We start from the raw sequence: 22,799 nt of genomic DNA, 5'->3' as shown, positions 1-22,799 counted from the left end.
TAAGGGTATTTGTATTGCTCTGTTCATGTTGTTATCGTTTAGGATATAACAAAATAGCAGCAGGATAGTTTTATTTTAACCTATGAAATGCTAAGCTTCGCTAAATGCTTTTGCACATAATCATAGCTTATCTTGATGCTTTCAAACTTGTTGGGTAGGTATATTTGATCCTGCTCGACAAAAGCATACTGAAGCCCGGCATTTTCGGCATTATTTACCAATTGAATATAGTCAATCGATCCGCTGCCGACTTCGGCAAATTTCACTTCTTTGGCCTCGATACTATCCAATGGCATGGTATCATAAGGGGCGCCGATGACCGGCGTTGTATATGCACGATCCATATCCTTGACATGCCACAGTTGGAAGCGACCTGGGAACTTGTTGAAGTAAGACACCGGGTTAATACCCGACTTCTCAGCCCAATAGATATCCAGTTCAAATGCGACGAGCTCCGGCTCGGTATAGGCTAAGAGAATATCCAGCCCCTTGGTACCGTTTGGAAAATTCCGAAACTCCCAAAAATGATTATGATAGCCCATTTTAATACCGGCTTTTTTTGCCATCTCGCCCGCCTTATTGAGCTGTTCTGCAGCATATTGATAATCCGATACCGTCAGGTTATTTAAATCGAACATAGGAGGAACAGGTGCAACGATATACTTTTGCCCCAGTCGGTGCGCAGCTTCGATATACTGCTCTATACTTTCTTTGTCCTCATGGTTTTTACTCAAATATTTTGACAGATCGTAATGACCGCTGTGGGATATCAATCCATTGTCTTCGAGAAATTTGTAGAGTTCATCTACAGTTACTGCTCCCCAATATTTTCCGGTCGCAAGATCCAGTCCAAATGTCTCCACATGACTATAACCGATTTTGGCTACGGTTTCCAGTGTCAATTTCGTGTCCTGCGGCAATAGATCTCTGAGGGTATAGAGCTGGAGGCCGATATTTGCAAAAGGACCGTTGCCTTTAGATTTCGTTAGATTTTGGCAGGAAGCCAAAAAAGAAGAGCCCACCCAAGTGCCGGCGAGCCCTAAACTTACGTTTTTAAGAAAATCCCTTCTTGATGTATACATGGGTTTATCCGTTGTTGAAGGAATAAAGATATAAAAAAAATTATACCGTCATGATATCTTTTTCTTTCAACTCGGCCAGTTGATCTACTTTGGCAATATATAGATCAGTCAGTTTTTGAACTTCACCTTCTCCTGTTTTAATTTCATCCTCGGAAGCGCCGTCATTTTTTAGTTTTTTAATGGACTCGTTGACGTCCTTACGGATGTTGCGGATGGCTACACGTCCTTTTTCGGTTTCCTCTTTTGCCTTTTTTACCAGGTCACGTCTTCTCTCTTCTGTTAGAGGGGGGACAACCAAGCGTATAATAGAGCCATCATTTTGTGGATTCAGTCCGATATTGGAGTCGATGATGGCTTTTTCGATTGCACCGAGAAGGGGTTTTTCCCAAGGCTGGATAATAATCGTACGTGCATCTGTCGTATTGATATTGCTCACTTGCGATAAGGGGGTCGCTGATCCGTAATAATCCACATGAATACCGTCCAGCATGGATGGATTAGCCTTGCCGGCCCGTATTTTTGTGAGTTCAGATTCAGTATGGCTTACCGCCTTTACCATTTTTTCTTTGCAATCTTCCAGTTCTAAAGATATCAGTTCGTTCATATGTCTATATGTTTATGTTCGTTAGCTGACTATTGTGCCCACATGTTCTCCGTTTGCCAATTTCTTCAAGTTGCCCGGCTTATTCATGTCAAATACAATAATCGGTAGATTGTTCTCCTGACATAACGTGAAAGCGGTCATATCCATCACATTCAGTCCTTTCTGATACACCTCGGTAAAGGAAATGTTGTCATAACGGGTAGCATCGGGGTTTTTCTCGGGATCTGCCGAGTATATACCATCCACGCGGGTGCCTTTCAGTACCGCATCGGCATTAATTTCTATGGCACGCAAGGAAGCTGCTGTGTCCGTGGTGAAATAAGGGTTTCCGGTACCTGCACCAAAGATAACAATCCGGCCTTTCTCCAGATGGCGCACCGCCCTTCGACGAATAAAAGGTTCGCAGATCTGTTCCATTTTAATGGCTGTCAAGAGACGGGTTTTCAATCCTACTTTCTCCAGCGCATCTTGCAAAGCCATACTGTTGATGACTGTTGCCAACATACCCATATAATCAGCCTGTACACGGTCCATACCCGCTTTTTCAGCACTTAAGCCGCGATAGATATTGCCCCCGCCGATGACGATAGCAATTTCCAATCCCTGTGCATGGATTTCTTTAATGTCATTTGCATACTGAGCAACCCGGTTGATGTCGATACCGTAGTTTTGATCGCCCATTAAGGCTTCACCGCTAAGTTTGAGTAGGATACGTTTATATTTCATCTGCTTATTGCGTGTTTCTGGCGTGTTTCCAAAAGGCAAAGATATAATTTTGTTTTTATTTTTTTATAGGATCTATAGCTTCTTGATAGCAGGCTTCGTAGAGCGGTAGTATGCGCGCCAGCTCAAAATCTTTAGCTCTTTCATAGGCTGCTTTTTTGAATTTCCCCAGTCTGTCACAATCTTCCAGGATATATATGGCGTTTTTTGCCATGGCGCTCACATCGCCGATGTCGCTTAGAAATCCTGTTATACCCTGTACATTGAGTTCGGGCAAACCACCCGTATTGGACGAAATGACGGGGACACTACAGGCCATAGCCTCTAGTGCAGCAAGACCAAAACTTTCTGATGAGGAAGGCATTAAAAACAGGTCGGATACCGATAGTATTTCTTCGATAGCATCCTGTTTGCCTAAAAAACGTATTTCGCTCGAAATCCCCAGCTGACGGGAAAGCTCTTCGGCATTTCCTCTTTCGGGGCCATCCCCGACCATCAGCAATTTGCTGGGAATTTTTTGGTTCACCTCGTGAAAGATGCGGATGACGTCACTGACATTCTTCACTTTCCGAAAGTTGGACGTATGTATCAATATCCGCTCATCGCCCGGTGCGATAGCGCGCTTAAAATGCTCTCGCTTTTTGTTGACGAAGCGATGGAGGTCGACAAAATTGGGAATCACTTTTATCTCGCGGGTAATGTCAAAAAAAGTAGATGTTTCCTGTCGGAGACTTTCCGAAACCGTAGTGACCCCGTCCGACTCATTAATGGAAAAGGTAACCACGGGTTTAAAACTTTTATCCCGACCTACTAAGGTGATGTCTGTGCCGTGTAAGGTGGTCACGACAGGTATATTGATGCCGTAGGTCTTTAAGATCTGCTTAGCGAGGTAGGCTGCTGATGCGTGTGGAATCGCATAATGTACGTGGAGGACCTCCAGCTGTTCAAATCGTACGACATCCACCAGTTTGCTGGCCAGCGCTGACTCGTAAGGCGGGAAATCGAAAAGTGGATATTGGGAGACCGAAACTTCATGATAGAATAAATTTTCCGAAAAAAAATCCAGTCGTGCCGGCTGACTATAGGTGATGAAATGTACCTGATGGCCTTTGGATGCCAGTCCTTTACCCAGCTCTGTCGCGACTACTCCGCTGCCACCAAAGGTGGGATAACAAACTATGCCTATTTTCATATGTGTGCTATACTTGTTGTTTTTTAATTCAGCAAAAAGTGAATATACTTAAATCGGGCGCAAAATACACATATTCTTTAGTGCAGCGGACAATTGCTTTGCCATATTTGTGCAAAATTTTTTTGGTTACACAGTTATAAGGTTACACGGTCTAATTACTCATGGATGATTTTTTTGATAGGCGTTCGTGAATGCAAAGCATTTTAGCTAATTTTGCAGATTAACAACAAAGGTTAAGGAATAGATATATGTTTTCAAATCTTCAGGACAAGTTAGACAGGGCCTTTAAAGTATTAAAAGGGCAGGGAAATATTACAGAGATCAACGTCGCAGAGACGATGAAAGAAATTCGCAAAGCGTTATTAGATGCCGATGTGAATTATAAAACTGCCAAGACCTTTACGGATGACGTTAAGCAAAAGGCATTGGGACAGAATGTGTTGCACAGTCTTTCTCCCGGCCAGTTGTTGACGAAAATCATGAACGATGAGCTGACGGAATTAATGGGAGGCGCCGTTACGGAGCTGGATCTTTCACATAACCCTACCGTCATCCTGATCGCTGGTCTTAACGGTGCCGGTAAAACCACCTTCACCGGAAAACTTGCCAATTATTTGAAAGATAAAAAGGGTAAAAAGCCGCTGCTGGTAGCGGGCGACGTCTATCGTCCTGCTGCAATCGACCAACTGGAGGTTTTGGGTGAGCAAGTAGGAGTACCGGTATATGCGAACAGGGAGTCTACCGATCCGATTGCCATTGCCAAAGCGGGAGTAGAAGAGGGTAAACGTAATGGTAATAATGTAATTATCATTGATACTGCGGGACGTTTGGCTATCGATGAAGCACTCATGACTGAAATTTCAGCAGTTAAGAATGTTGCTCAGCCCCATGAAATTCTTTTCGTCGTGGATGCGATGACAGGGCAGGATGCGGTAAATACGGCTAAGGCTTTCAACGATAGACTGGACTTCTCGGGTGTGGTATTGACCAAATTGGATGGTGATACACGTGGTGGTGCGGCATTATCGATCAAATCTGTGGTGAATAAGCCGATCAAGTTTATCGGAACAGGCGAGAAGATGGATGCATTGGATGTCTTCCATCCGGACCGTATGGCTTCCCGTATTTTAGGAATGGGCGATGTGGTGTCTTTGGTGGAGCGTGCCCAACAGCAGTTTGATGAAAAACAAGCGGCAGAATTACAGAAAAAAATCCGCCGCAATAAATTCGACTTTAACGACTTCCGTTCCCAAATTCAACAAATTAAAAAGATGGGGAATATGAAGGACCTGATCGGTATGATTCCGGGCGCTGGAAAAGCACTTAAAGATGTGGAGATGGAAGATGATGCCTTCAAACCGATCGAAGCCATTATCGATTCGATGACGCCCTATGAAAGAGAAAATCCCGATTCAATTGATCAGAAGCGGAGAATGCGTATTGCAAAAGGATCAGGCACCGATATTAATGAGGTCAATAAGTTATTGAAGCAATTTATGGATATGCGTAAAGTCATGAAACAGATGTCGAATCCGGCTATGGCTGCAAAGATGATGCGTAATATGCCGAAAATGCCGGGCGGTAGACCTTTTTAAAAATAATTGTTAATTTTGTGCTATGGACGATCATCCCACGCAGTTGTCAGCTTATGGATACATTCTATTAATCGGAATTGTAGGGATTCTCTTGGTGTCGGTCACGATACTGTTGTCAAAACTTGTGTCGCCGCGCAAGCCCAATCCAATCAAGCTGAGTACCTACGAATGTGGCGAGGAGACCGTCGGTTCTTCCTGGACACAGTTCAATCCCCGCTTTTATATTATTGCACTTATCTTCCTGTTGTTTGACGTGGAACTGATTTTTGTTTTTCCATGGGCGACGGTATTCGGCAATCGGGAATTTATTGCTGCTGACCCGCGATGGGGATGGTTAACATTGGTGGAAATGGCGATTTTTATCGGTATCCTTATCTTGGGCTTAGTCTATGTCTGGAAGCGCGGGCTTTTGAATTGGGTGAAGACGACACATGTCGTCCCTCAAGTCGATGTTTCTATTCCAGCTTCGGTATATGATGCCTTGAATAAAAGATCGTATGCGATCCGGGACTATCGGGCTATTGCCGACGCACCGGATAATAATCCTGTCCCTTCAGCCGAGCCGGCAGCGAAGCCAAAATTAGGATTTAGACCTAAATTTAAAAAACCAGGTACATGAGCATCGAGCAACAATTAAAGTCGGATGGAGTGGTCGTTGCGAAGATTGACGATCTCTTGAACTGGGCCAGATTGTCGTCTATGTGGCCAATAAGTTTTGGTATAGCCTGTTGTGCGATCGAAATGATGGGTGCTATGGCAGCGACTTATGATCTGGATCGGTTAGGCGTGTTTCCGCGCCCTTCTCCTAGGCAGTCGGATGTAATGATTGTTGCCGGTACGGTGACATTCAAAATGGCAGATCGGATCAGACGGTTGTACGAGCAGATGCCCGAACCACGATATGTGATATCCATGGGTTCCTGTGCCGATTGTGGAGGGCCCTATTGGCAGCACGGTTACCATGTGGTCAAGGGTGTGGACAAAATTATACCTGTCGATGTGTACGTTCAGGGCTGTCCCCCACGTCCAGAAGCCTTGATTGGTGCGTTTTTAGAACTACAAAAAGTAATAGAAAAAGAACACATCTTTCATCAAAAATATTTTGAGGAAGAGGTAGAAGAACGAACGAAATAAACTATGGCAAAAGATTTTTATGGTGAATTGCAATTAGGTATTCTTGGCGGTGGGCAATTGGGCCGTATGCTGATCCAGGAAGCGATTAATTACAATGTCAATATCCATGTGCTGGATCCGGACAAAAATGCCCCTTGTCGTAAACTGTGTAATCATTTTGAATGTGGTGCATTAAACGACTACGATACGGTATACAATTTCGGTAAAGGGTTGGATATGATAACTATCGAAATTGAAAAAGTCAATGTAGACGCGCTGGAACGTTTGGAGGATGAAGGTGTAGTGGTCTATCCCCAATCACGGGTGATACGTCTCATTCAGGATAAAGGGATGCAAAAGCAGTTTTTCAAACAAAATGATATTCCGACTTCCACCTTTCAGCTGATTTCCAATAGCGAAGCCTTGGCCAACACGGCTTTGCAGCTGCCGTATGTTCAAAAATTGAGACGGGATGGCTACGATGGAAAAGGTGTGAAGATGATATACACCACGACGGATTTAGAAACTGCTTTTGAAGAACCCAGTATTGTGGAAGAGATTGTTGACTTTGAGAAAGAAATTGCCGTGATTGTCGCCCGAAATGATCGGGGAGACATATCCACCTTTCCAATGGTCGAAATGGAGTTTAACCCCCAGGCGAATCTGGTGGAATTCCTGATCTCACCTTCCACCTATAGTTTTGAAATCCAGCAACAGGCGGAAGATATCGCCAAGAAAATTGCCAACGATCTACAGATTGTGGGTTTGTTGGCCGTGGAGATGTTTTTGACAAAAGAAGGTGAAATATTAGTGAATGAGTTGGCTCCGCGTCCACATAACTCGGGACATCATACTATAGAAGGAAATTATACCTCCCAGTTTGCGCAACACCTGCGGGCAATTTTTAATTTACCGCTGGGCAACACGGCTGCCATATCCAATGCTATTATGATTAACTTATTGGGTGAGGAGGGATATGAAGGGCTGGCGAAATACGAGGGTGTGGAAGAAGTACTTGCCATAGATGGTGTATATGTACACTTGTATGGAAAAAAATATACGAAGCCATTCCGTAAGATGGGACATGTGTGCGTGATCCATCAGGAGCGGGAGACTGCAATTGCGAATGCGCGAAAGGTGCAGGAACTACTAAAAGTAAAAGCATAATCCACAAAAAAGATATGAACTCACAAGCCGTGCAAGTAGGCGTCATTATGGGAAGCAAATCGGATCTTCCTGTCATGCAAGAAGCCATAGATGTTCTCAAAGAATTAGGAGTAGGTCTGGAAGTAACCGTTGTTTCGGCACACCGTACTCCGCATCGCATGTTCGAATATGCTGAAAAAGCAGCGGGTCGAGGATTGAGAGTTATAATAGCTGGAGCGGGTGGTGCAGCCCATCTGCCGGGTATGGTGGCATCCATTACACACCTGCCGGTAATCGGTGTGCCTGTCCGATCTTCCAACTCTATTGATGGATGGGATTCGATATTGTCTATCTTGCAGATGCCTAATGGCATTCCTGTAGCTACAGTAGCCCTGAATGCCGCAAAAAATGCTGGAATCCTTGCTGCACAGATTATCGGGACAAGTAATCCGTCCGTAGCCGATAATCTGTTGGCCTTTAAGAAAGATTTAAAAGAAAAAGTCGAAGAGGCTGCTAAAGAAGTAGAAAAAGGCTTATAGAGACTGTATACAAACCGGTGAAGGGATTTTAATTTCTATATCCATTTTAGTGAGTTGTCCATTCTGTTTATCTCTTCTGAAAATAGTCACATTGTCGGTGTATTGGTTGGCAACCAATATGAAATCTTCATCGGGTGTAAATTCAAAATGGCGAGGCCCTTCGCCTGCACTGGGAATAGTCTGAGCTAAGGAAAGCGTACCGTCCTGGGCGACCGCATATACTGTCAAGCTGTTTTTTGTGCCCCGATTGCTGGCATATAAGAAACGTCCATCCGAAGAAAGTCGGATATGGGCACATAAGTTGTCCCCCTCGGTTGCATCTGTGGAAATATTTTGTACATGGTTTTTGATAAACCCCTTCTCGTCTAGTCTATAGACATCGATCGTGCCGTTTAATTCGTTGATGATATATACAAACTCGTTGCTGGAGGAGAAAACGAGATGCCGGGGACCTGACCCTTTCGGCATTTGATGTGTCACATAAGGTTGCTCATTCTTTATGATGGCATTGGCCTTAAACTGATAGATGCCATCACCACCAAGGTCTTGTATAAAAACATTTGTGCCGTCGGGTGAGTAAAAGGCCGAGTGGATGTGTGACTGTTTCTGCCTTGTGGGATGTGAACTATGGGCATTGAATGTATAATGCGACAATTCACTATTGATCTCCCCGTTGCTATTTAATCCGAACGTCGTGAAATTCCCGCTGCTGTAATTTGAAGCAATGAGCGTTTGCAGATCAGAACTGATGGCGACGTGGCAAGGTGCACTTCCTTGCGTCATGAAGGTAGACAGCTTCTCTACCGACAGATCCCCGAAATCTACACGGGCAGCGTTGACTGTGCCCACCTTGTTGCCCACTTCTTCTACATAGTAAAGCATGGCATTGTCGCCCACATATTGTATAAAAGAAGGGTTCGTTGCCGGGATCGTTTGTGCGATTTCGACGCTTTTATCGGCAAGGTTCAATTTGACCAGATAAATTCCATCACTCTGTGTATTGACGGTGTAGGTGCCTATGGCGAATATTAAAGTGATAATGCTGTCCATGAGATAATTTGGATAAAGTTCCTCCGACTACTACAATGATGCCAAAATTAAAATAGATAAATGGATATGCAAATTATTTTTGGTTTTATTATGCAAAGTTGTATCTTAGTATGATGACATGCTAACCACTGCTATATTTTGACATATTAACACACTTTTCCTTTAATCTTAATATAAGCTTAAAGGCTATTTAACAGGAAAATTGGGTTAGTTTGTATAGATTTGCAGCGTCGCTTTCTACTGGGTCTTGGTCCACTCGTAGAAAACTAAATGAATCATGAACAGAAAAATTGTGAATAATATTCGCGAACAGAAGGGTGTTGCCCTAAAATCGATTATTGGACTATCTATAATTTTGTTTTGCGCTTGCAGCAAGGATAATGAAGAAAATATGCAAAGTGCGTTGACCGTTTCGATAAGTGAGCATCAGGCCGATGCGATTACTAAATTGGATCTGGCTATTGAAGGAGGTAAGGACACATTGTATGTGTTTTCTTCTTCAGATATCAATTTGTCTTTCCAAACCGCCGAACTGGAAGAATGGGTTACCATCTATAAGAAAGAATATCTGAGTGAAATAAATGCGACACGGGTGATATTAGAAGTGCTGCCTCTTATAGAGGGCTTTGCGATACGTTCGGGTGTTTTAAATATCACCAACCAGGAAAAATATACAGGAAGCTTTCTAAGGCTATATCAGGGATACGAAACCCGGTTTTCAGAAGACTTCACTTGGCTGAAGTATGGCAATACCAATCCGCTGGATCTTGCTGCCGGAATGCTGATAGGTAATTGGTCTACTTCACAAAAACAATCTGGTTGGACATCCACGATATTGCCAGATCAAAGTCATGCATTTGTATATGGAAAGAATGGCTTTCTTCAATTGGGTTCAGCAGATATAGGGGCGGATTTATATACGCCAATTGTTTCGTCTTTAGAACGAGACAGTGTACTTCTGTTGGCTTTTGATGCGGTATCCTATATTTCAGGTAAGGGAGTAATGGATGAAAATAAGCTGACTATCAATTTGTCCAACGGTGAGTTTGAAGATGGAAGCACAAGTCGGATGGTTGAGTTGGGTTATTTTGACTATCAGTCTGCATTGTTGGCAACAAAAATGTGGGAAGATTCGAACTATAGTTTTGTGATCCATAAACCAAAGAATAATCCTTTATCAGCTACGCTTCAAATAGAGTTTGTGACCAATACAAATGCTGGAATAAGCAACAACAGGGTGTTTTTGGACAATGTTTCTTTATTTTCTGTTGCTGAATTTGAAGAGGAGAAAAACTGAATATAAAGAAAGAGAAAGGGATGAAATTAACAAGGCATATTTTCCACGAAGAAGATTTTCAGCGTTTTGTTGATGGAGATGAAAAAGCTTATCGGAAAGCGTTTGATTACTTTTTTCCGATTGTGTTACGTTATGCCTATTCTAAATGTAAGCATTTGGAAGATGCTGAAGAAATAGCACAAGAGGCCTTTACACAGTTATATCTGAATAGACATAAAATCCACTCAGAAAGTGATCTTTATCCCTATTTATTTACTATTACAAAGCGATTGTGTATTTCACATTATAGGCAGCAGCTAAGCAATTCTTCCAGACTATCGGCTGCACAACTGGAATGGACTTCTATTTCCTGTGTCACGGAAGAACAGATAGATTTTACGGAATTGTACCGTATCCTCGAACAAATTGTGGCGACACTTCCTGCCCAGCAGCAGGAAGTGTATCGCTTGAGTAAAATGGAGGATCTGGCTCAACAGGAAATTGCAGAACAGTTGAATATATCACGACATACTGTGAAAAATCATCTTCTGTTAGCAACCAAAATGGTACGCCTGCAACTACAAAAAATCTATTTCTTCCTTTTTTAAAAAATATTTACTTCCCTATTAGTACATTCTCGATTAGCTTTCGTTTATAACTATAAAAAAACCTGATAAACCGCGGTAACAGTGGATAGACAGCAGCTATATTATTTACTCGTCAAGTCGCGCAACGCACAGCTTAGCGACGAAGAAAAACGAATTCTAATGGATTTCATTCAGACTGCAGAAGGAGCGAAGCTTCTTTCGGAAGTGTGGGACGATTCCTTTGTAGCGTTACCTGTCGATGAGGAAAAAGTAAATGCAGAACCGATGTTTAGGCGTATTTTGAAAGATGAAAGGCTGAAGCCTGCTTTCGATGAAGACAGAGGAAGGCAATCATCCGGTGGGATGCTGCGGTCTGCAAAGCAGTTTAGGGTGGCAATGGTTGCATGTATCAGTATGGTTATTTTGGTAGGAACTGGTGTCTTTCTCCTCAAATGGCAGAGTGAGGATAAGATCTTAACCGATAATGACCTCATTAAGCCAGGGTCGAACAAAGCGAGGATTGTTTTTGACGATGGCAGTTTTGTAGAGTTAGCAACGATAGAAAAGGATACTGTATTCCAGGATCAGGGGCTTCGGATTTATCGCCAGGAGGATGGTAGCATTGCCTACGAATTTCGAAATGAAAAGGAATTACATAGTCTATATAACACCATTATTACTCCGAAAGGTGGAGAATACAGTCTTGCCTTGCCCGACGGTACAAAAGTATGGGTCAATGCTGATTCAAAGCTTCGGTATCCAATAGCATTTGATAAGGACGTTCGTGAAGTCGAGTTGGAGGGAGAAGCTTACTTCGAGGTCGAAAAAGTATACAAAAATGGTAAAAAGCTTCCTTTTATCGTGAAAACGGGACAGCAACGGTTAAAAGTACTGGGCACCAGCTTTAATATCAATAGTTATCAGAACGATATTACGACGACTTTGGTGGAAGGGTTGGTTGCTCTGGAGTACAATGGCCTTGAGGGCCGGCAATATCTACGGCCGTCACAACAGTCAAATTTTTCCAAATCCACGAAAGAATTATCGGTTAGAACGGTAGAACCGTTCTACTCGGTGGCCTGGAAAGAGGGGAAATTTGCGTTTGAAGGAGCATCGATCTATAAGGTAATGGATGACATTTCGCGCTGGTATGATATCGACGTACAATATGAAGGGGATTTCTCCACCGTAAAGTATACTGGTACAATATCACGTTTTGAAAATTTTAAACAATTGTTACAATTAATAGAGTGGACCAACTTAGTAACGTTTAAAGTCGATGGAAGGAGGGTCATTGTCATGAAATGATTGGCGGTGTAAAAAGACATGATTCAAAAGCAGGAGCGTTGAAGCCGCCCCTGCCAAGATAATGTCTTAACGACATGAAAGATTGAAATGTAACTGTTAACAAATCTCAACCTATTTGCAAATGTATGAAAAAAAAAGGTTAGGGATATGCCATCCCTATTGCCATTCTAAACTGAAAATTCCATTATTTATGAAGTTGACGTGGATACTTATGCTTGTTGCTACTTTCCAGGTTAGTGCATCTTCTTTTGCCCAAAAAATATCGGTTAAGGGTAAGCAAGTTGCGCTTGCTACTTTACTTAAAGAAGTACAGCGAAAGAGTGGGCTTAATATTTTCTATGCACAGGGCTTAGTGTCTCCACAGGCAAAAGTCGATGTGGATTTCCAGAATACCGAAGCGATTCAAATCTTACAGGCAGTATTACCTCAATTTGGTTTGGATTACAAGATGATGGATAAAAGTATAGTGCTGGTACAGAAAGAAATGAAAACAGGGAGCAGAAAACCTGCAATAACGATCCATGCTATCCAAGAAAGAACCGTTCAAGGCGCTGTACAGAACTCAACGGGAGCACCAGTGGCGAATGTGACGGTAAAAGATAGAAACGGAACCCAGCAGACGGTTACGAATGATGCAGGTTTATTCACTATTAAAGTCAGCACGCTTCCGGCGGTACTTTCGTTTTCTATTATTGGATACGAAGCGCAGGAGATCAGTGTCCGTGAGCAAAAAACAGTACTGGTGACGCTGACTGAGAAAGTCACCGATGTAGATGAGGTCGTCGTTATCGGCTATGGTGAAGTAAAAAAGAAAGACCTCACTGGCTCTGTAGTAAATGTCAAGATGGCGGATATCCGGAATGCACCCGTACTGTCCGTTGATATAGCGTTACAGGGACGTATTCCGGGAGCCGACATTATGGCTTCTACCGGCGAACCTGGGGCGGCAACATCGATCCGTATCCGGGGCACACGTTCGATCACGGCCACCAATGAGCCACTCATCGTGGTAGACGGTGTCATTGACGGAATCAGTAGCCTTTCCGATATCAATACGGCAGATATTGAATCGGTAAGCGTATTGAAAGATGCTTCAGCCACGGCTATTTACGGTACAAGAGGAAGTAACGGCGTTATCATCATTACCACCAAGCAAGGACGAAAAGGAAAAGATAATATCACATGGAAAAGTACCGCGGGGCTTTCTCAGTTGCCGCGGAAGTTGGATATTATGAATGCCTCCCAATTCGCCCAGTACAGAAACGATTATGCTCTTTTTGCAACATCCGACGATTATGGTTCAGTAGGGCCAACTACACCGCAATCGGCCTACCCTTACCCAGATCCCTTATCCCTTGGTAAAGGAACCGACTGGGTTGAGGAAATTACACGGATAGCGCCTTACCATAATCATATTCTTTCCCTTGCCGGTGGGGGTAATAAGACCAATTATTATGCTTCAGCTGCATACGACAATACCCAGGGTATTGTGGAAAAAAGTGGTTTGGGGAGGTTTACAGGTAGGTTGAATATTGACTACCAGTTGTTTCCCTGGATGAAAGTCGGCTATAAATACAGCTATTCAAACAGAGATGAAGATCAAAATTTGGTGTCCATAGGTGGCGCGACCTGGTGGAGTGGTGCAATCTTCCTGAATCCACTGATTAAGATACACGACGACTTTAACGATTTATGGTATTCAGGGCAAAAATTTAATTCGCCTCGCTCGATATTAGACTTAGATGTTATCCGGAATATGAAGCGTGTCAGTTCCACAAATACAGGATATATCGAGATTGAACCGTTCCCGAATATGAAGATAAATTCCCAACTGAATTATTATTCCTATGGGCGACATACCTTTCGGTATGATCCCGGAAATCTGCCCGCGAAATCAGAAAATGAGGGCGGTATGGCCTATAGAGGGGAATTTAACGAAACGAATCTCATGAGTCAGACAACGCTGAATTATTTAAAGAATTGGGAAGATACACATCACCTTGATTTTACATTAGGCGTCATTGGTCAAAAGGTCAGCAGTGATAACCTCACCTTGCAAGGTGAGGGATATCAGTCGGATGCTATTCTCTGGAACAATATGAACGCTATCCCTGATAAAGAGAATTACGTAGCTGGGTCTGGTAATAATGCCCGGTCGTCTATATCTTTTCTGGCAAGAGCAAACTATAATTATAAAAGTAAATATTATTTGACGGTGACAGGAAGAAGAGACGGTGCGTCCAATTTTGCCGCTCATAAAAAATGGGCTTTTTTTCCGTCGGCAGCCTTAAAATGGAATATAGCCGAAGAGAATTTTATGAAAGACGTGAACTGGATAAATGAATTATCTATCCGGACCAGTGCGGGACGAACAGGAAATGACGGGATTTCTTCTTACCGTTCGTTAGCAGCTTTGGCATCTACTACAAGTGGATACCTCTTTGACGGTTCGCAACCAGTGGCATTTTACCCGTCCCGATTGGCCAGTGAAGAGCTTTCCTGGGAAAAAACAGATATGTATAATGTGGCCACGGATATTGCCTTACTGAACAGACGGGTCAATATTACTTTCGAAGCCTACCTGTCGTATACCAGTGACTTGCTTTTAGATGTACAAACACCCCGGCATACAGGATATAATACACGCTTTGCTAATATTGGTAAGACTTCCAATAAGGGCGTGGAGTTAAGTGTTGAAACGAGAAATTTCAATAAACAAGATTTTTCATGGACGTCTACATTTTCGATCTCTCACAATAAGCAAATGGTGGAAGATATAGCTACCCTCGATTATGTCGGCGTCTATAATGCCAATGGCAATAACAGTTATATGATGTACGGTTACGTGAAAGACTATCCACTTAATGCATTATGGGGGTTTCAATATGGAGGTACGTGGAAGTCTCTGGATGAAGTTGATAGGAATAAAATAACCAATGGTTACGTATCATCCGCTCCGTCGATGTATACACCAGGCGCACCCCGCTACCTAGATCAGGACCATGATGGTGTACTCAATGAAAATGACCTAATTTACTTAGGGAATTCGGATCCTTTTGTATATGGAGGTCTTCAGAACAGCTTCCGGTACAAAAACCTGACTCTGGGCGTATTTTTCAATTATTCTATTGGTGGAAAAATTTATAACATTTCGGAGCAGTGGATGGCTAATGGTGTGATGACTAATCAATATACCTATATGCTCAATGCATGGCATCCGGTCCGTAACCCAACATCTGACTTGCCTCGTGCCGGAGCTGTAGATAATATCACGTCGGATAGGATGGTCTATGATGCTTCTTATGTACGGCTTAAAACTATCGCGTTGGGATACACCTGGGACATTAGTAAGCTGACGAACAACAAACTTCGCGACATACAGTTGACTTTGGCGGGCGAAAACTTGTTTTTATGGAAAAAATATAATGGCTTTGATCCGGATGTGTCGTCACAGAGTAGCACATCTACTTTGCGAAGGGTCGATATAGGGGCTTATCCGAAGCCTCGGACGATTGTTGGGGGGATACAGATTAGATATTAATACGATTGTAATAGTGTTTAAAAGCTTTTGAAAATGAAACGTTTGCTAATTATATTTCTTTTGTTTGGGTTCGTTTCGAGCTGTTCTATTGAAGAGCAGCCGTCGTCCTTCGTTAATTCAGACAATTATTACTTAACGGAATCACAATGTATTTCCGGGCTCAATGCTACCTATATTCCTTTACGGTCTATTTACAACTATACATATCTTATAGCGATGGAAGGGGTAACAGATTTGATGCGTATTTTTTCAGGCACCCTAGATGCACAGCTCGATATATCACCCTCTAATCCACGCTTTGGGAGCACGATGTGGCAACAAGGATATAGGGGGGTGATGTACTGTAATTCAATTATTGCTGCAATTAAGCGATCACCATTAGAGGACGAAGTGAAGAATCGCCTGTTGGCCGAAGGAGTTGTCATGCGTGCCTATTATTATTGGTTTCTGACCTCCACTTTTGGTGATGTACCTTTTTATACAGAAGATGTGTCGGATGCGGCAGTTCTGGATAGGATTTCGAAGCTTGGAAGGATGCCTGCTGTGGATACCCGAAATTATCTGATCGAAGAATTGCAGGAATATGTGCCTTATCTGCCGCAAATACGGACCAACGATATTGCCGGAAATCGCTCAGGTGCAGCCATGGGATGGATGCTGATCGGAAAACTTGCGCAATGGAACAAGGAATGGGGTGTAGCGCGGGATGCTATGGACGAGTTGGAAGTGATTTATGGAGATCTCAGCCAATATCCGTTGGAGGATATTATGTTCAAAAATAAAAATACATCTGAATCGATTTTTGAAGTGCAATTTACGTATTCTGAAACGGGTTTACAGGTGGTGACGAATGCGGCGGCGATCTGTATGCCGATACGAAATTCGGACAGTAAGTACGATGGGGTTAACATTCCCGAACTGGGATCAAGGGCGACAACATGGACAGCCTTACGCCCTAATAATTACTTCTTCCAAGCTGTTCAGCGTCGGGATAGTGAAGACCTGCGCTTACCTCTGAATATGGTTTGGGAATACAACGGTGCGGCATTTAGCAGTACAGGTACAGTACCTTGGTTAGGGCCGAAATTCTGGTCTTTCGAGATGTTCAATACAGCTGACGGTAATAACCAGAAGGTGTTTCGATATGCGGATGCATTATTGATGCAAGCGGAGAATTACATGGAACTTAAAGACCAAAATGAGTCTATCCGTTACCTCAATATGGTTAGAAGCCGGGCGGGTACAATGGATTATGAATTCCGGAACTGGGATTTGCTGCGCGAAGAAATCCAAAAAGAAAGAGCACGTGAATTGTTAGGCGAATACCAACGCAAATATGATTTAGTGCGGTGGGGAATATGGTATCAAATGACGTATGATTATACCGATTACATTTCGGTGAAAAATAATATTCTCCCTTGTCATGAATACTATCCGATACCAGATGTCGAAGTGGTAAAATCGGAGTATAATCTGGACAATAAGGCCTATGAATATTATGGCAGGAATTAAAAGATTTTAAAATATTTGATATGAAGATTGTTAAAATAATACGTTTTGGTATATATATATGGGCGTTATTTAGCCTTATTACGGGATTTGTAGGCTGTACGGAGAAAGATCCGCCACCGCTTAAGGAGGAAAAGCCAGAAGAGATCGTATTGCCCGATTACCTCAAGATTGTCAGTTTTAATATCCTCGAAGGGATGAAAACGGATAGACCCAACGATTATGATAATTTTGTAGAATGGGTAAAGTCTTACGACCCGGATATATTTGCAATACAGGAAGCCAACGGTTTTCGGCAACGGGACCTGGAGAAGTTGGCTGCGCGATGGGGACACCCTTACGTAATTACCAATGTGAAGGCCACCGATAATTATCCCGTAGCACTGACTTCGAAGTACCCTTTAGAATCGCGGAGAAAAGTTACATTATACACGTCTCACGGAGCTATTTTTGCCCGATTGAAAGATACCAATTTCAATATCGTTGTTACCCACCTTTGGCCGCAATCCTATTGGCACGAGAAAGGTGACGGCTTAGGAAACGATTACCGATTGCACGAAATCAATATTGTTTTGGACAGCACTATTCGTAAGTTTCCGCAGGAGTCCGACTGGATATTGGTAGGAGACTTCAATTCCCGGTCACGAAAGGATTATATGCCTGATCAAGCTACGCATAATTATTGGGTAACAGATCAGATTGATGAAGATGGCTTTACGGATGCTATTCACTATCTGCACGGTATTCGGGCAGATGGATCGGCAGATTATGATTTCACCTATCCAGGTAGTCGTATCGATTTCATCTTTACTACCGATCCGGTTTTGCAGAAACTTCGAAAAGCATATCCGATTTACGATGATTTCACCAGTAAATATTCCGATCATCCGGCGATGTATATGGAGGTTTCATTAAAATAGTTGGCGTTATTCAAAGGAAAAAAATGAAAATACTTAAAGCAAAATATACCCTGAAACAGATTGCGGCAGGGATTCTGTTCATCCTTCCGTTCTTCATGCAGTGTCAAAAGAAAACAGATATGGATCTATCTTTGGCGGTCAATTCCAACGAACTACATCTTGAGGCTATAGAGGGCAAAACCCATATAATGGTATATGCCGACGGCGCTTGGAATGTGACATTTGCAGAAGATGTAGATTGGATATCTGTCAATAAGCTACAGGGAAACGGAAATTCCGATATAACATTTGCCTACTCACAAAACTTCGGTGTAGCGCGAAGTGTAACATTGATCTTAAGCAAAGGCAATGAAAGACAGGAAATACGCATTATTCAGAAAGGATTGGACGTCGCCGTTCGTTTTGGTAAAACCAAGTTTGTGGTACCAAAAAACGGACTGCCTACAATACTGCCAATTCTGAGCAATCTAAAGTATGATTTCGATCAGGTAGATTTCGAGTATTTGTATGATGACGAGACATCGGAACAATGGGTTAGCAATGCCCGGTTGACGGAAGATGGTTTTATCTTCGACGCGTTGGAGAATACTGCCGGACGTAAACGCTCAGTACGTATTTATATGACGGTTGTCGACGGCTTCGGTAATGAAATGACGTCATTCACCGATGTTGACCAATCATTGGATAATGCAATGTTAGCTCATCAATACGGCTCTACCTCTTATTTAACAAGGAGTGCCAAACTAGATACGGTTGTATTGAAGAGCAATGTGGGGGTACACTTCCCATTAATGGAGACGAATATTACCTACTATCAAGGAGCGGATTGGATAGAGGAAGTCACGCTGACGAACGACAGCCTTTTGATTCTGGCCGTGCGTGAAAATACGTCTGGTTTGGAGCGAAATGCAGATGTAGATATCCGTCTTGCTATCAAAGGCATGAATTTGGTGCAGCTTACCCATCACGTTTATCAATCGGCCGAAGATTATGATTACTATAAAGCTGAAGATTTGACAACACTTATCGCTATGCCATCGGGTACGACGACCATTGTAGCGCCCTTGAAGGTGTTGCAGGCAATCGTTGTTAGTGATGAAGGTAATGCCAATATAGAGACTAACCCGAATACGAAGTTCAATGCCATAGATCTCGATGAAACTTATCGTACGGCATATATACAGTCGGTTGATGGCAAATATGGGTTCCGCTTAAAATTTACGGATAAAAATGAGAATACACTGAAGAGATATAGTAAGGTAAATATTTCGCTGGATGGTTTGACCCTAGAGAAGGAAGCGAATCCGACACGTTATACGATAAAAGGACTGACCAGCAGTGCTATTGTGAAAAATGAGGCCGGAACAGCCAGCAATGTCGTGAGTAAATTGAAGTATATCGCAGAGCTGACGGATGTCGATATGTACACATATGTCACATTACGGGATGTTTCTATTGCTGTTCCGTATGGTACCTACATGAATGTAAATAGGGGGTACGTAATGAAGACAGCTTGGAATACACAAGGCACGACTGGGCCTTATACAGATGCGATTCCGACAAACGTATACGATAGGCAGGGTTCGGATATTAATATGCTGGTTAATGCTACTGCAGCGTGGGGACGTAATACGCTGCCCCAAGGATCAGGTACAATTGCCGGCGTCTTGACGCATTCCAAACTCCTTCGTTATGGTGGAGGAGAGGGTAATGTAGGCCGCTACACTATAAGACCCCTGGATCCGAACGATATACAGCTCGATGGCTCGGCAATAGCCAAGACATTGGTGGAATGGAACTGGATGGTAAACGGTACCAACGCCTGTGCTATAGGACAGATTAATAAAGATGGAAGTGGTAAAATATTGCCTCTTATCGGAACATCGGCTACGTTGAGCTGTACAGTCAATGAGGCGTCTTCAGGTACAGGTTTTCATCCGGTCTGCTACTCGAATCCCGATTCAAAGACGATTTATAATAATGGCTTTCAATACACAGGCGTAAAATGGTGGAACGCTACAGAAAACAAAGGCGAGGGGTTTGTTTTACAGTTCTCAACGTCCGGCGTAAGTGCACAGTCATTGATATTGAACTTTACGATGGGAGGAGGTTCTGGTGGTGATGGATCAAACCATATCCCTACTTACTGGGAAATCGAATATTCATTGGACGGAATAACCTATACTGTGCTGCCCAATTCGACGTATGCCGTACGGCCGCTAGTAGGTTGGGGACTTAATCGTCCATTTTTGACACCGGGGCTGATGCCTTTTACTTTTGAGCTTCCTACTTCCTTATTGAATAAGTCGAATGTGTATGTGAAGATGAAAGCTAAGAGTAGTATATGTGCAACGGCAACAGGAGCGGAGAACGGTGTGATCACATCGACTATGACGGGGACTTCTATGCGTTTAGGTGTCGTATCTGTTAAATATATTCAATAAGATATCAATCATGGAAAGATTTAAAATATTAATACTAGCATTGCTCTTTGTCGGATTGTATGGGTGTAAAAAAGACGATGCCGAATTTTCTAAGCTATCTGAGTTAGGTGCTGAAACGTCCGAATATATTGTCCCTGCGGCAGCGGGAGAAGTTGACATTCACGTTTTGTCCAATGCGGATTTTGACATAACGATATCCGATGATGCCTCCTGGATGTCTACGGCGGCTAGTGATCTACATGGAGATGCCGATTTTACCGTCCATTATGAGGAAAATTTGGATTTTCCACGAAAGGGATTGGTGATGCTCTATGCGAAAGCTAGTTCGAGATACGACACTATTGTAGTGAAACAGCAGGGTGCCAAAATCCCAGAATTGCTCTTTCCAATGCTTAACACTACTGTGTTAGGAGACGGTGGTACGATAATTAGCGAGCTACAAACCAATATTCCTATGGAGGATGTGGCTATACAAGTTGTTTATCCGATAGAAAATACAGACGAGTGGGTGAGTGATGATTTTGCATACGATGCGGCTAATGAGAAGTTGACTTTTTCGGTCAAGGCTAATCCGCATATGGACAACCTGCGTAGTGCCCAGATCCGCTTATCATATACCGACGGCTGGGGCGAGCAGCTGGTCTCTACGTTGTACCTTCTCCAAGCCAACGCACAGAATCTTTTCGGTACAGAAGCAACATATCCGGAAGTACGAACGTGGGCGGGTGAGCGTATTACGAGCGACTTGTTTATCCAAGGGTATGTCGTGAGTGACGCAGGGAATCAGAACGTAGGTGAAAATCAGCAAACGACACCGACAACTATAAATTATGAACAAAATGATCGTACGGTGTATATACAAAGTCTGGATGGGCAGTACGGGTTTCGTATAGAAACAGCAACTATAGCAGACAATGTGTTCAAAAGGTACAGCAAAGTCCAGTTATTGTTGAAAGGTGCGACTATAGAAATAGAGAATAATCCGAGCTTCTATACGATCAGAGATGTTACATCCGCTATGGTCATGAGTCAGGAACAAGGTACTGCGGTCAATCTCGTTAAAAAGGAGAAATACATATCTGAACTGACGGACAATGATATTTTTACATTTGTGACATTGAAAGACTGTGAGCTCCCGATACGGAAAGGCTCACTTACACCTGTGAATGAAGGATATACCACTTTGTTTAATGCTCATAGGATATCTAAATACCCATTACTTATGCGTGATATCCAAGGCAGTAGTATGTTTTTGCTCACCAATACCCGTGTACCTTATCGCAGAGATGGTTCTATCCTTCCGCAAGGGTCCGGCTCGGTATCAGGTGTTATTGTACATGAGACGTTTACCCGATTTGAATATGAAGATGCATCTAATCCGGACGATTATGGCAATATAGGCCGCTATCAGATTCGCCATCTGGCGAAGGAAGATATTGCGATTGCCAGTAATGTCGATAATGGGTTTTCAGCTTTGCTCGCGGAGTATCAATACCCTAATCTCTCTTCGGGTATCGCGTTCCCGACCAACGGAGACAATGGGCGTCTGTATGCATCCAATAATGTCAATGTGACAGCAAGTAGTGATTACACCTATTTGGGGCCGGTGGGGAAAGATTATCTCGGTAACAATAACCAATGGGGTACCGGAGTGTTGCTTAACGGTACAAAGCAGAATACATCCTCTGATACAAACAAAGACGGAAAAGGTGGGGCCGTATCTAGCAGTATTGCAGCAAACAGATTATGGTGGAATTATGAGAAGAATAGGGGGGAAGCCTGGATCATTGAAGTATCAACATTAGGTGTTGCCACCTCACAGCTTTCGCTACAGTTTACGGCTGCGAATTGGACTGTCCCCGGAAGTCCACGATATTGGGCAGTAGAATGGTCAGAACATGGCGATATGGATGGTATATGGGCGCCGATAGCTAAATACACCGTGCCAGATATTGTCAACTGGTCAAATACGCTTTTGCATCAATTGCCGGGATTCAAGAATGTCAATGTTGCATTGCCATTGGCCGTGTTAAGCAAACCCAAAGTGTATATACGGCTTATTGTTGATAAAAACCTATCTAGCAATGGAAATACCTATGCAACAGAAATGATAGGCGGGAATGCCAACTCGGCATTGGGATATGTGGCTATACGGTATAATAAATAAAGG

The 22,799-nt window shown here is 43.0% G+C and carries 18 protein-coding genes; 13 read left to right on the top strand and 5 right to left on the bottom strand.

From position 1 onward, the window contains the following. Positions 1-80: 80 nt before the first annotated feature. The 4 genes from G5B30_RS00145 to bshA are packed head-to-tail and all read right to left on the bottom strand — an operon-like array spanning position 81 to position 3,601. Positions 81-1,082, bottom strand: a complete 1,002-nt coding sequence (locus G5B30_RS00145; protein WP_165317930.1) for a sugar phosphate isomerase/epimerase family protein — start codon at positions 1,080-1,082, stop codon at positions 81-83. Between the two features lie 40 nt (positions 1,083-1,122). Further along, positions 1,123-1,686, bottom strand: coding sequence for a ribosome recycling factor (gene frr, locus G5B30_RS00140; RefSeq protein ID WP_165317929.1), 564 nt, complete (start codon positions 1,684-1,686; stop codon positions 1,123-1,125). A gap of 21 nt (positions 1,687-1,707) precedes the next feature. Continuing rightward, positions 1,708-2,412 (bottom strand): UMP kinase, encoded by a 705-nt coding sequence (pyrH, locus tag G5B30_RS00135; protein WP_165317928.1) that lies wholly within the window; start codon positions 2,410-2,412, stop codon positions 1,708-1,710. Between the two features lie 55 nt (positions 2,413-2,467). Beyond that, entirely contained in the window at positions 2,468-3,601 is a 1,134-nt protein-coding gene (bshA, locus tag G5B30_RS00130) for an N-acetyl-alpha-D-glucosaminyl L-malate synthase BshA (protein WP_165317927.1), read from the bottom strand. A gap of 248 nt (positions 3,602-3,849) precedes the next feature. On the opposite strand from bshA, the gene ffh reads away from it, so the two are divergent. From ffh to purE, 5 genes are read left to right on the top strand one after another with little or no spacing between them, the layout of a single operon-like run. After that, positions 3,850-5,196: a signal recognition particle protein gene (ffh, locus tag G5B30_RS00125; RefSeq protein ID WP_165317926.1), complete on the top strand. Its 1,347-nt coding sequence runs from the start codon at positions 3,850-3,852 to the stop codon at positions 5,194-5,196. Positions 5,197-5,218: 22 nt separating this feature from the next. Continuing rightward, a complete protein-coding gene (locus G5B30_RS00120) occupies positions 5,219-5,815 on the top strand; it encodes an NADH-quinone oxidoreductase subunit A (protein ID WP_165317925.1) in 597 nt (198 codons plus the stop codon). Next, positions 5,812-6,330, top strand: a complete 519-nt coding sequence (locus G5B30_RS00115) for an NADH-quinone oxidoreductase subunit B (RefSeq protein WP_165317924.1) — start codon at positions 5,812-5,814, stop codon at positions 6,328-6,330. The genes G5B30_RS00120 and G5B30_RS00115 overlap by 4 nt, the downstream gene beginning before the upstream one ends. A 3-nt stretch (positions 6,331-6,333) precedes the next feature. Continuing rightward, on the top strand, positions 6,334-7,476 hold the full coding sequence (locus G5B30_RS00110; protein ID WP_165317923.1) for a 5-(carboxyamino)imidazole ribonucleotide synthase: 1,143 nt from the start codon (positions 6,334-6,336) through the stop codon (positions 7,474-7,476). Positions 7,477-7,490: 14 nt separating this feature from the next. After that, the gene (gene purE, locus G5B30_RS00105) at positions 7,491-7,994 is read left to right on the top strand and encodes a 5-(carboxyamino)imidazole ribonucleotide mutase (protein ID WP_165317922.1); all 504 of its coding nucleotides are present in this window, start codon (positions 7,491-7,493) and stop codon (positions 7,992-7,994) included. Here the strand turns inward: purE and G5B30_RS00100 are convergent. After that, positions 7,989-9,044, bottom strand: coding sequence for a lactonase family protein (locus G5B30_RS00100; protein WP_165317921.1), 1,056 nt, complete (start codon positions 9,042-9,044; stop codon positions 7,989-7,991). The genes purE and G5B30_RS00100 overlap by 6 nt on opposite strands. A 277-nt stretch (positions 9,045-9,321) precedes the next feature. Here G5B30_RS00100 and G5B30_RS00095 point away from each other — a divergent pair, with 277 nt between their 5' ends. The 8 genes from G5B30_RS00095 (at position 9,322) to G5B30_RS00060 (ending at position 22,796) form a co-directional block, all read left to right on the top strand. Further along, positions 9,322-10,341, top strand: a complete 1,020-nt coding sequence (locus tag G5B30_RS00095) for a hypothetical protein (RefSeq protein ID WP_165317920.1) — start codon at positions 9,322-9,324, stop codon at positions 10,339-10,341. Positions 10,342-10,361: 20 nt separating this feature from the next. Further along, positions 10,362-10,928, top strand: coding sequence for an RNA polymerase sigma factor (locus tag G5B30_RS00090; protein ID WP_165317919.1), 567 nt, complete (start codon positions 10,362-10,364; stop codon positions 10,926-10,928). 81 nt (positions 10,929-11,009) lie between these two features. Next, positions 11,010-12,215, top strand: coding sequence for a FecR family protein (locus G5B30_RS00085; RefSeq protein ID WP_165317918.1), 1,206 nt, complete (start codon positions 11,010-11,012; stop codon positions 12,213-12,215). Positions 12,216-12,405: 190 nt separating this feature from the next. Further along, positions 12,406-15,756 (top strand): TonB-dependent receptor, encoded by a 3,351-nt coding sequence (locus G5B30_RS00080; protein ID WP_165317917.1) that lies wholly within the window; start codon positions 12,406-12,408, stop codon positions 15,754-15,756. A 33-nt stretch (positions 15,757-15,789) separates the two neighbouring features. After that, a complete protein-coding gene (locus G5B30_RS00075; protein ID WP_206366956.1) occupies positions 15,790-17,268 on the top strand; it encodes a RagB/SusD family nutrient uptake outer membrane protein in 1,479 nt (492 codons plus the stop codon). Between the two features lie 20 nt (positions 17,269-17,288). Next, on the top strand, positions 17,289-18,185 hold the full coding sequence (locus tag G5B30_RS00070; RefSeq protein ID WP_165317915.1) for an endonuclease/exonuclease/phosphatase family protein: 897 nt from the start codon (positions 17,289-17,291) through the stop codon (positions 18,183-18,185). Positions 18,186-18,208: 23 nt separating this feature from the next. Further along, complete coding sequence (locus G5B30_RS00065; protein WP_165317914.1) at positions 18,209-20,629, top strand: BACON domain-containing protein; 2,421 nt, start codon at positions 18,209-18,211, stop codon at positions 20,627-20,629. A gap of 10 nt (positions 20,630-20,639) precedes the next feature. Next, entirely contained in the window at positions 20,640-22,796 is a 2,157-nt protein-coding gene (locus tag G5B30_RS00060) for a DUF5689 domain-containing protein (RefSeq protein WP_165317913.1), read from the top strand. Positions 22,797-22,799: the final 3 nt, after the last annotated feature.

Source organism: Sphingobacterium sp. SGG-5 (assembly GCF_011043525.1).
Taxonomy (GTDB): Bacteria; Bacteroidota; Bacteroidia; order Sphingobacteriales; family Sphingobacteriaceae; genus Sphingobacterium.
Note: the sequence above shows the minus strand (reverse complement) of the source record. Positions and strands in the feature narration are given on the sequence as shown.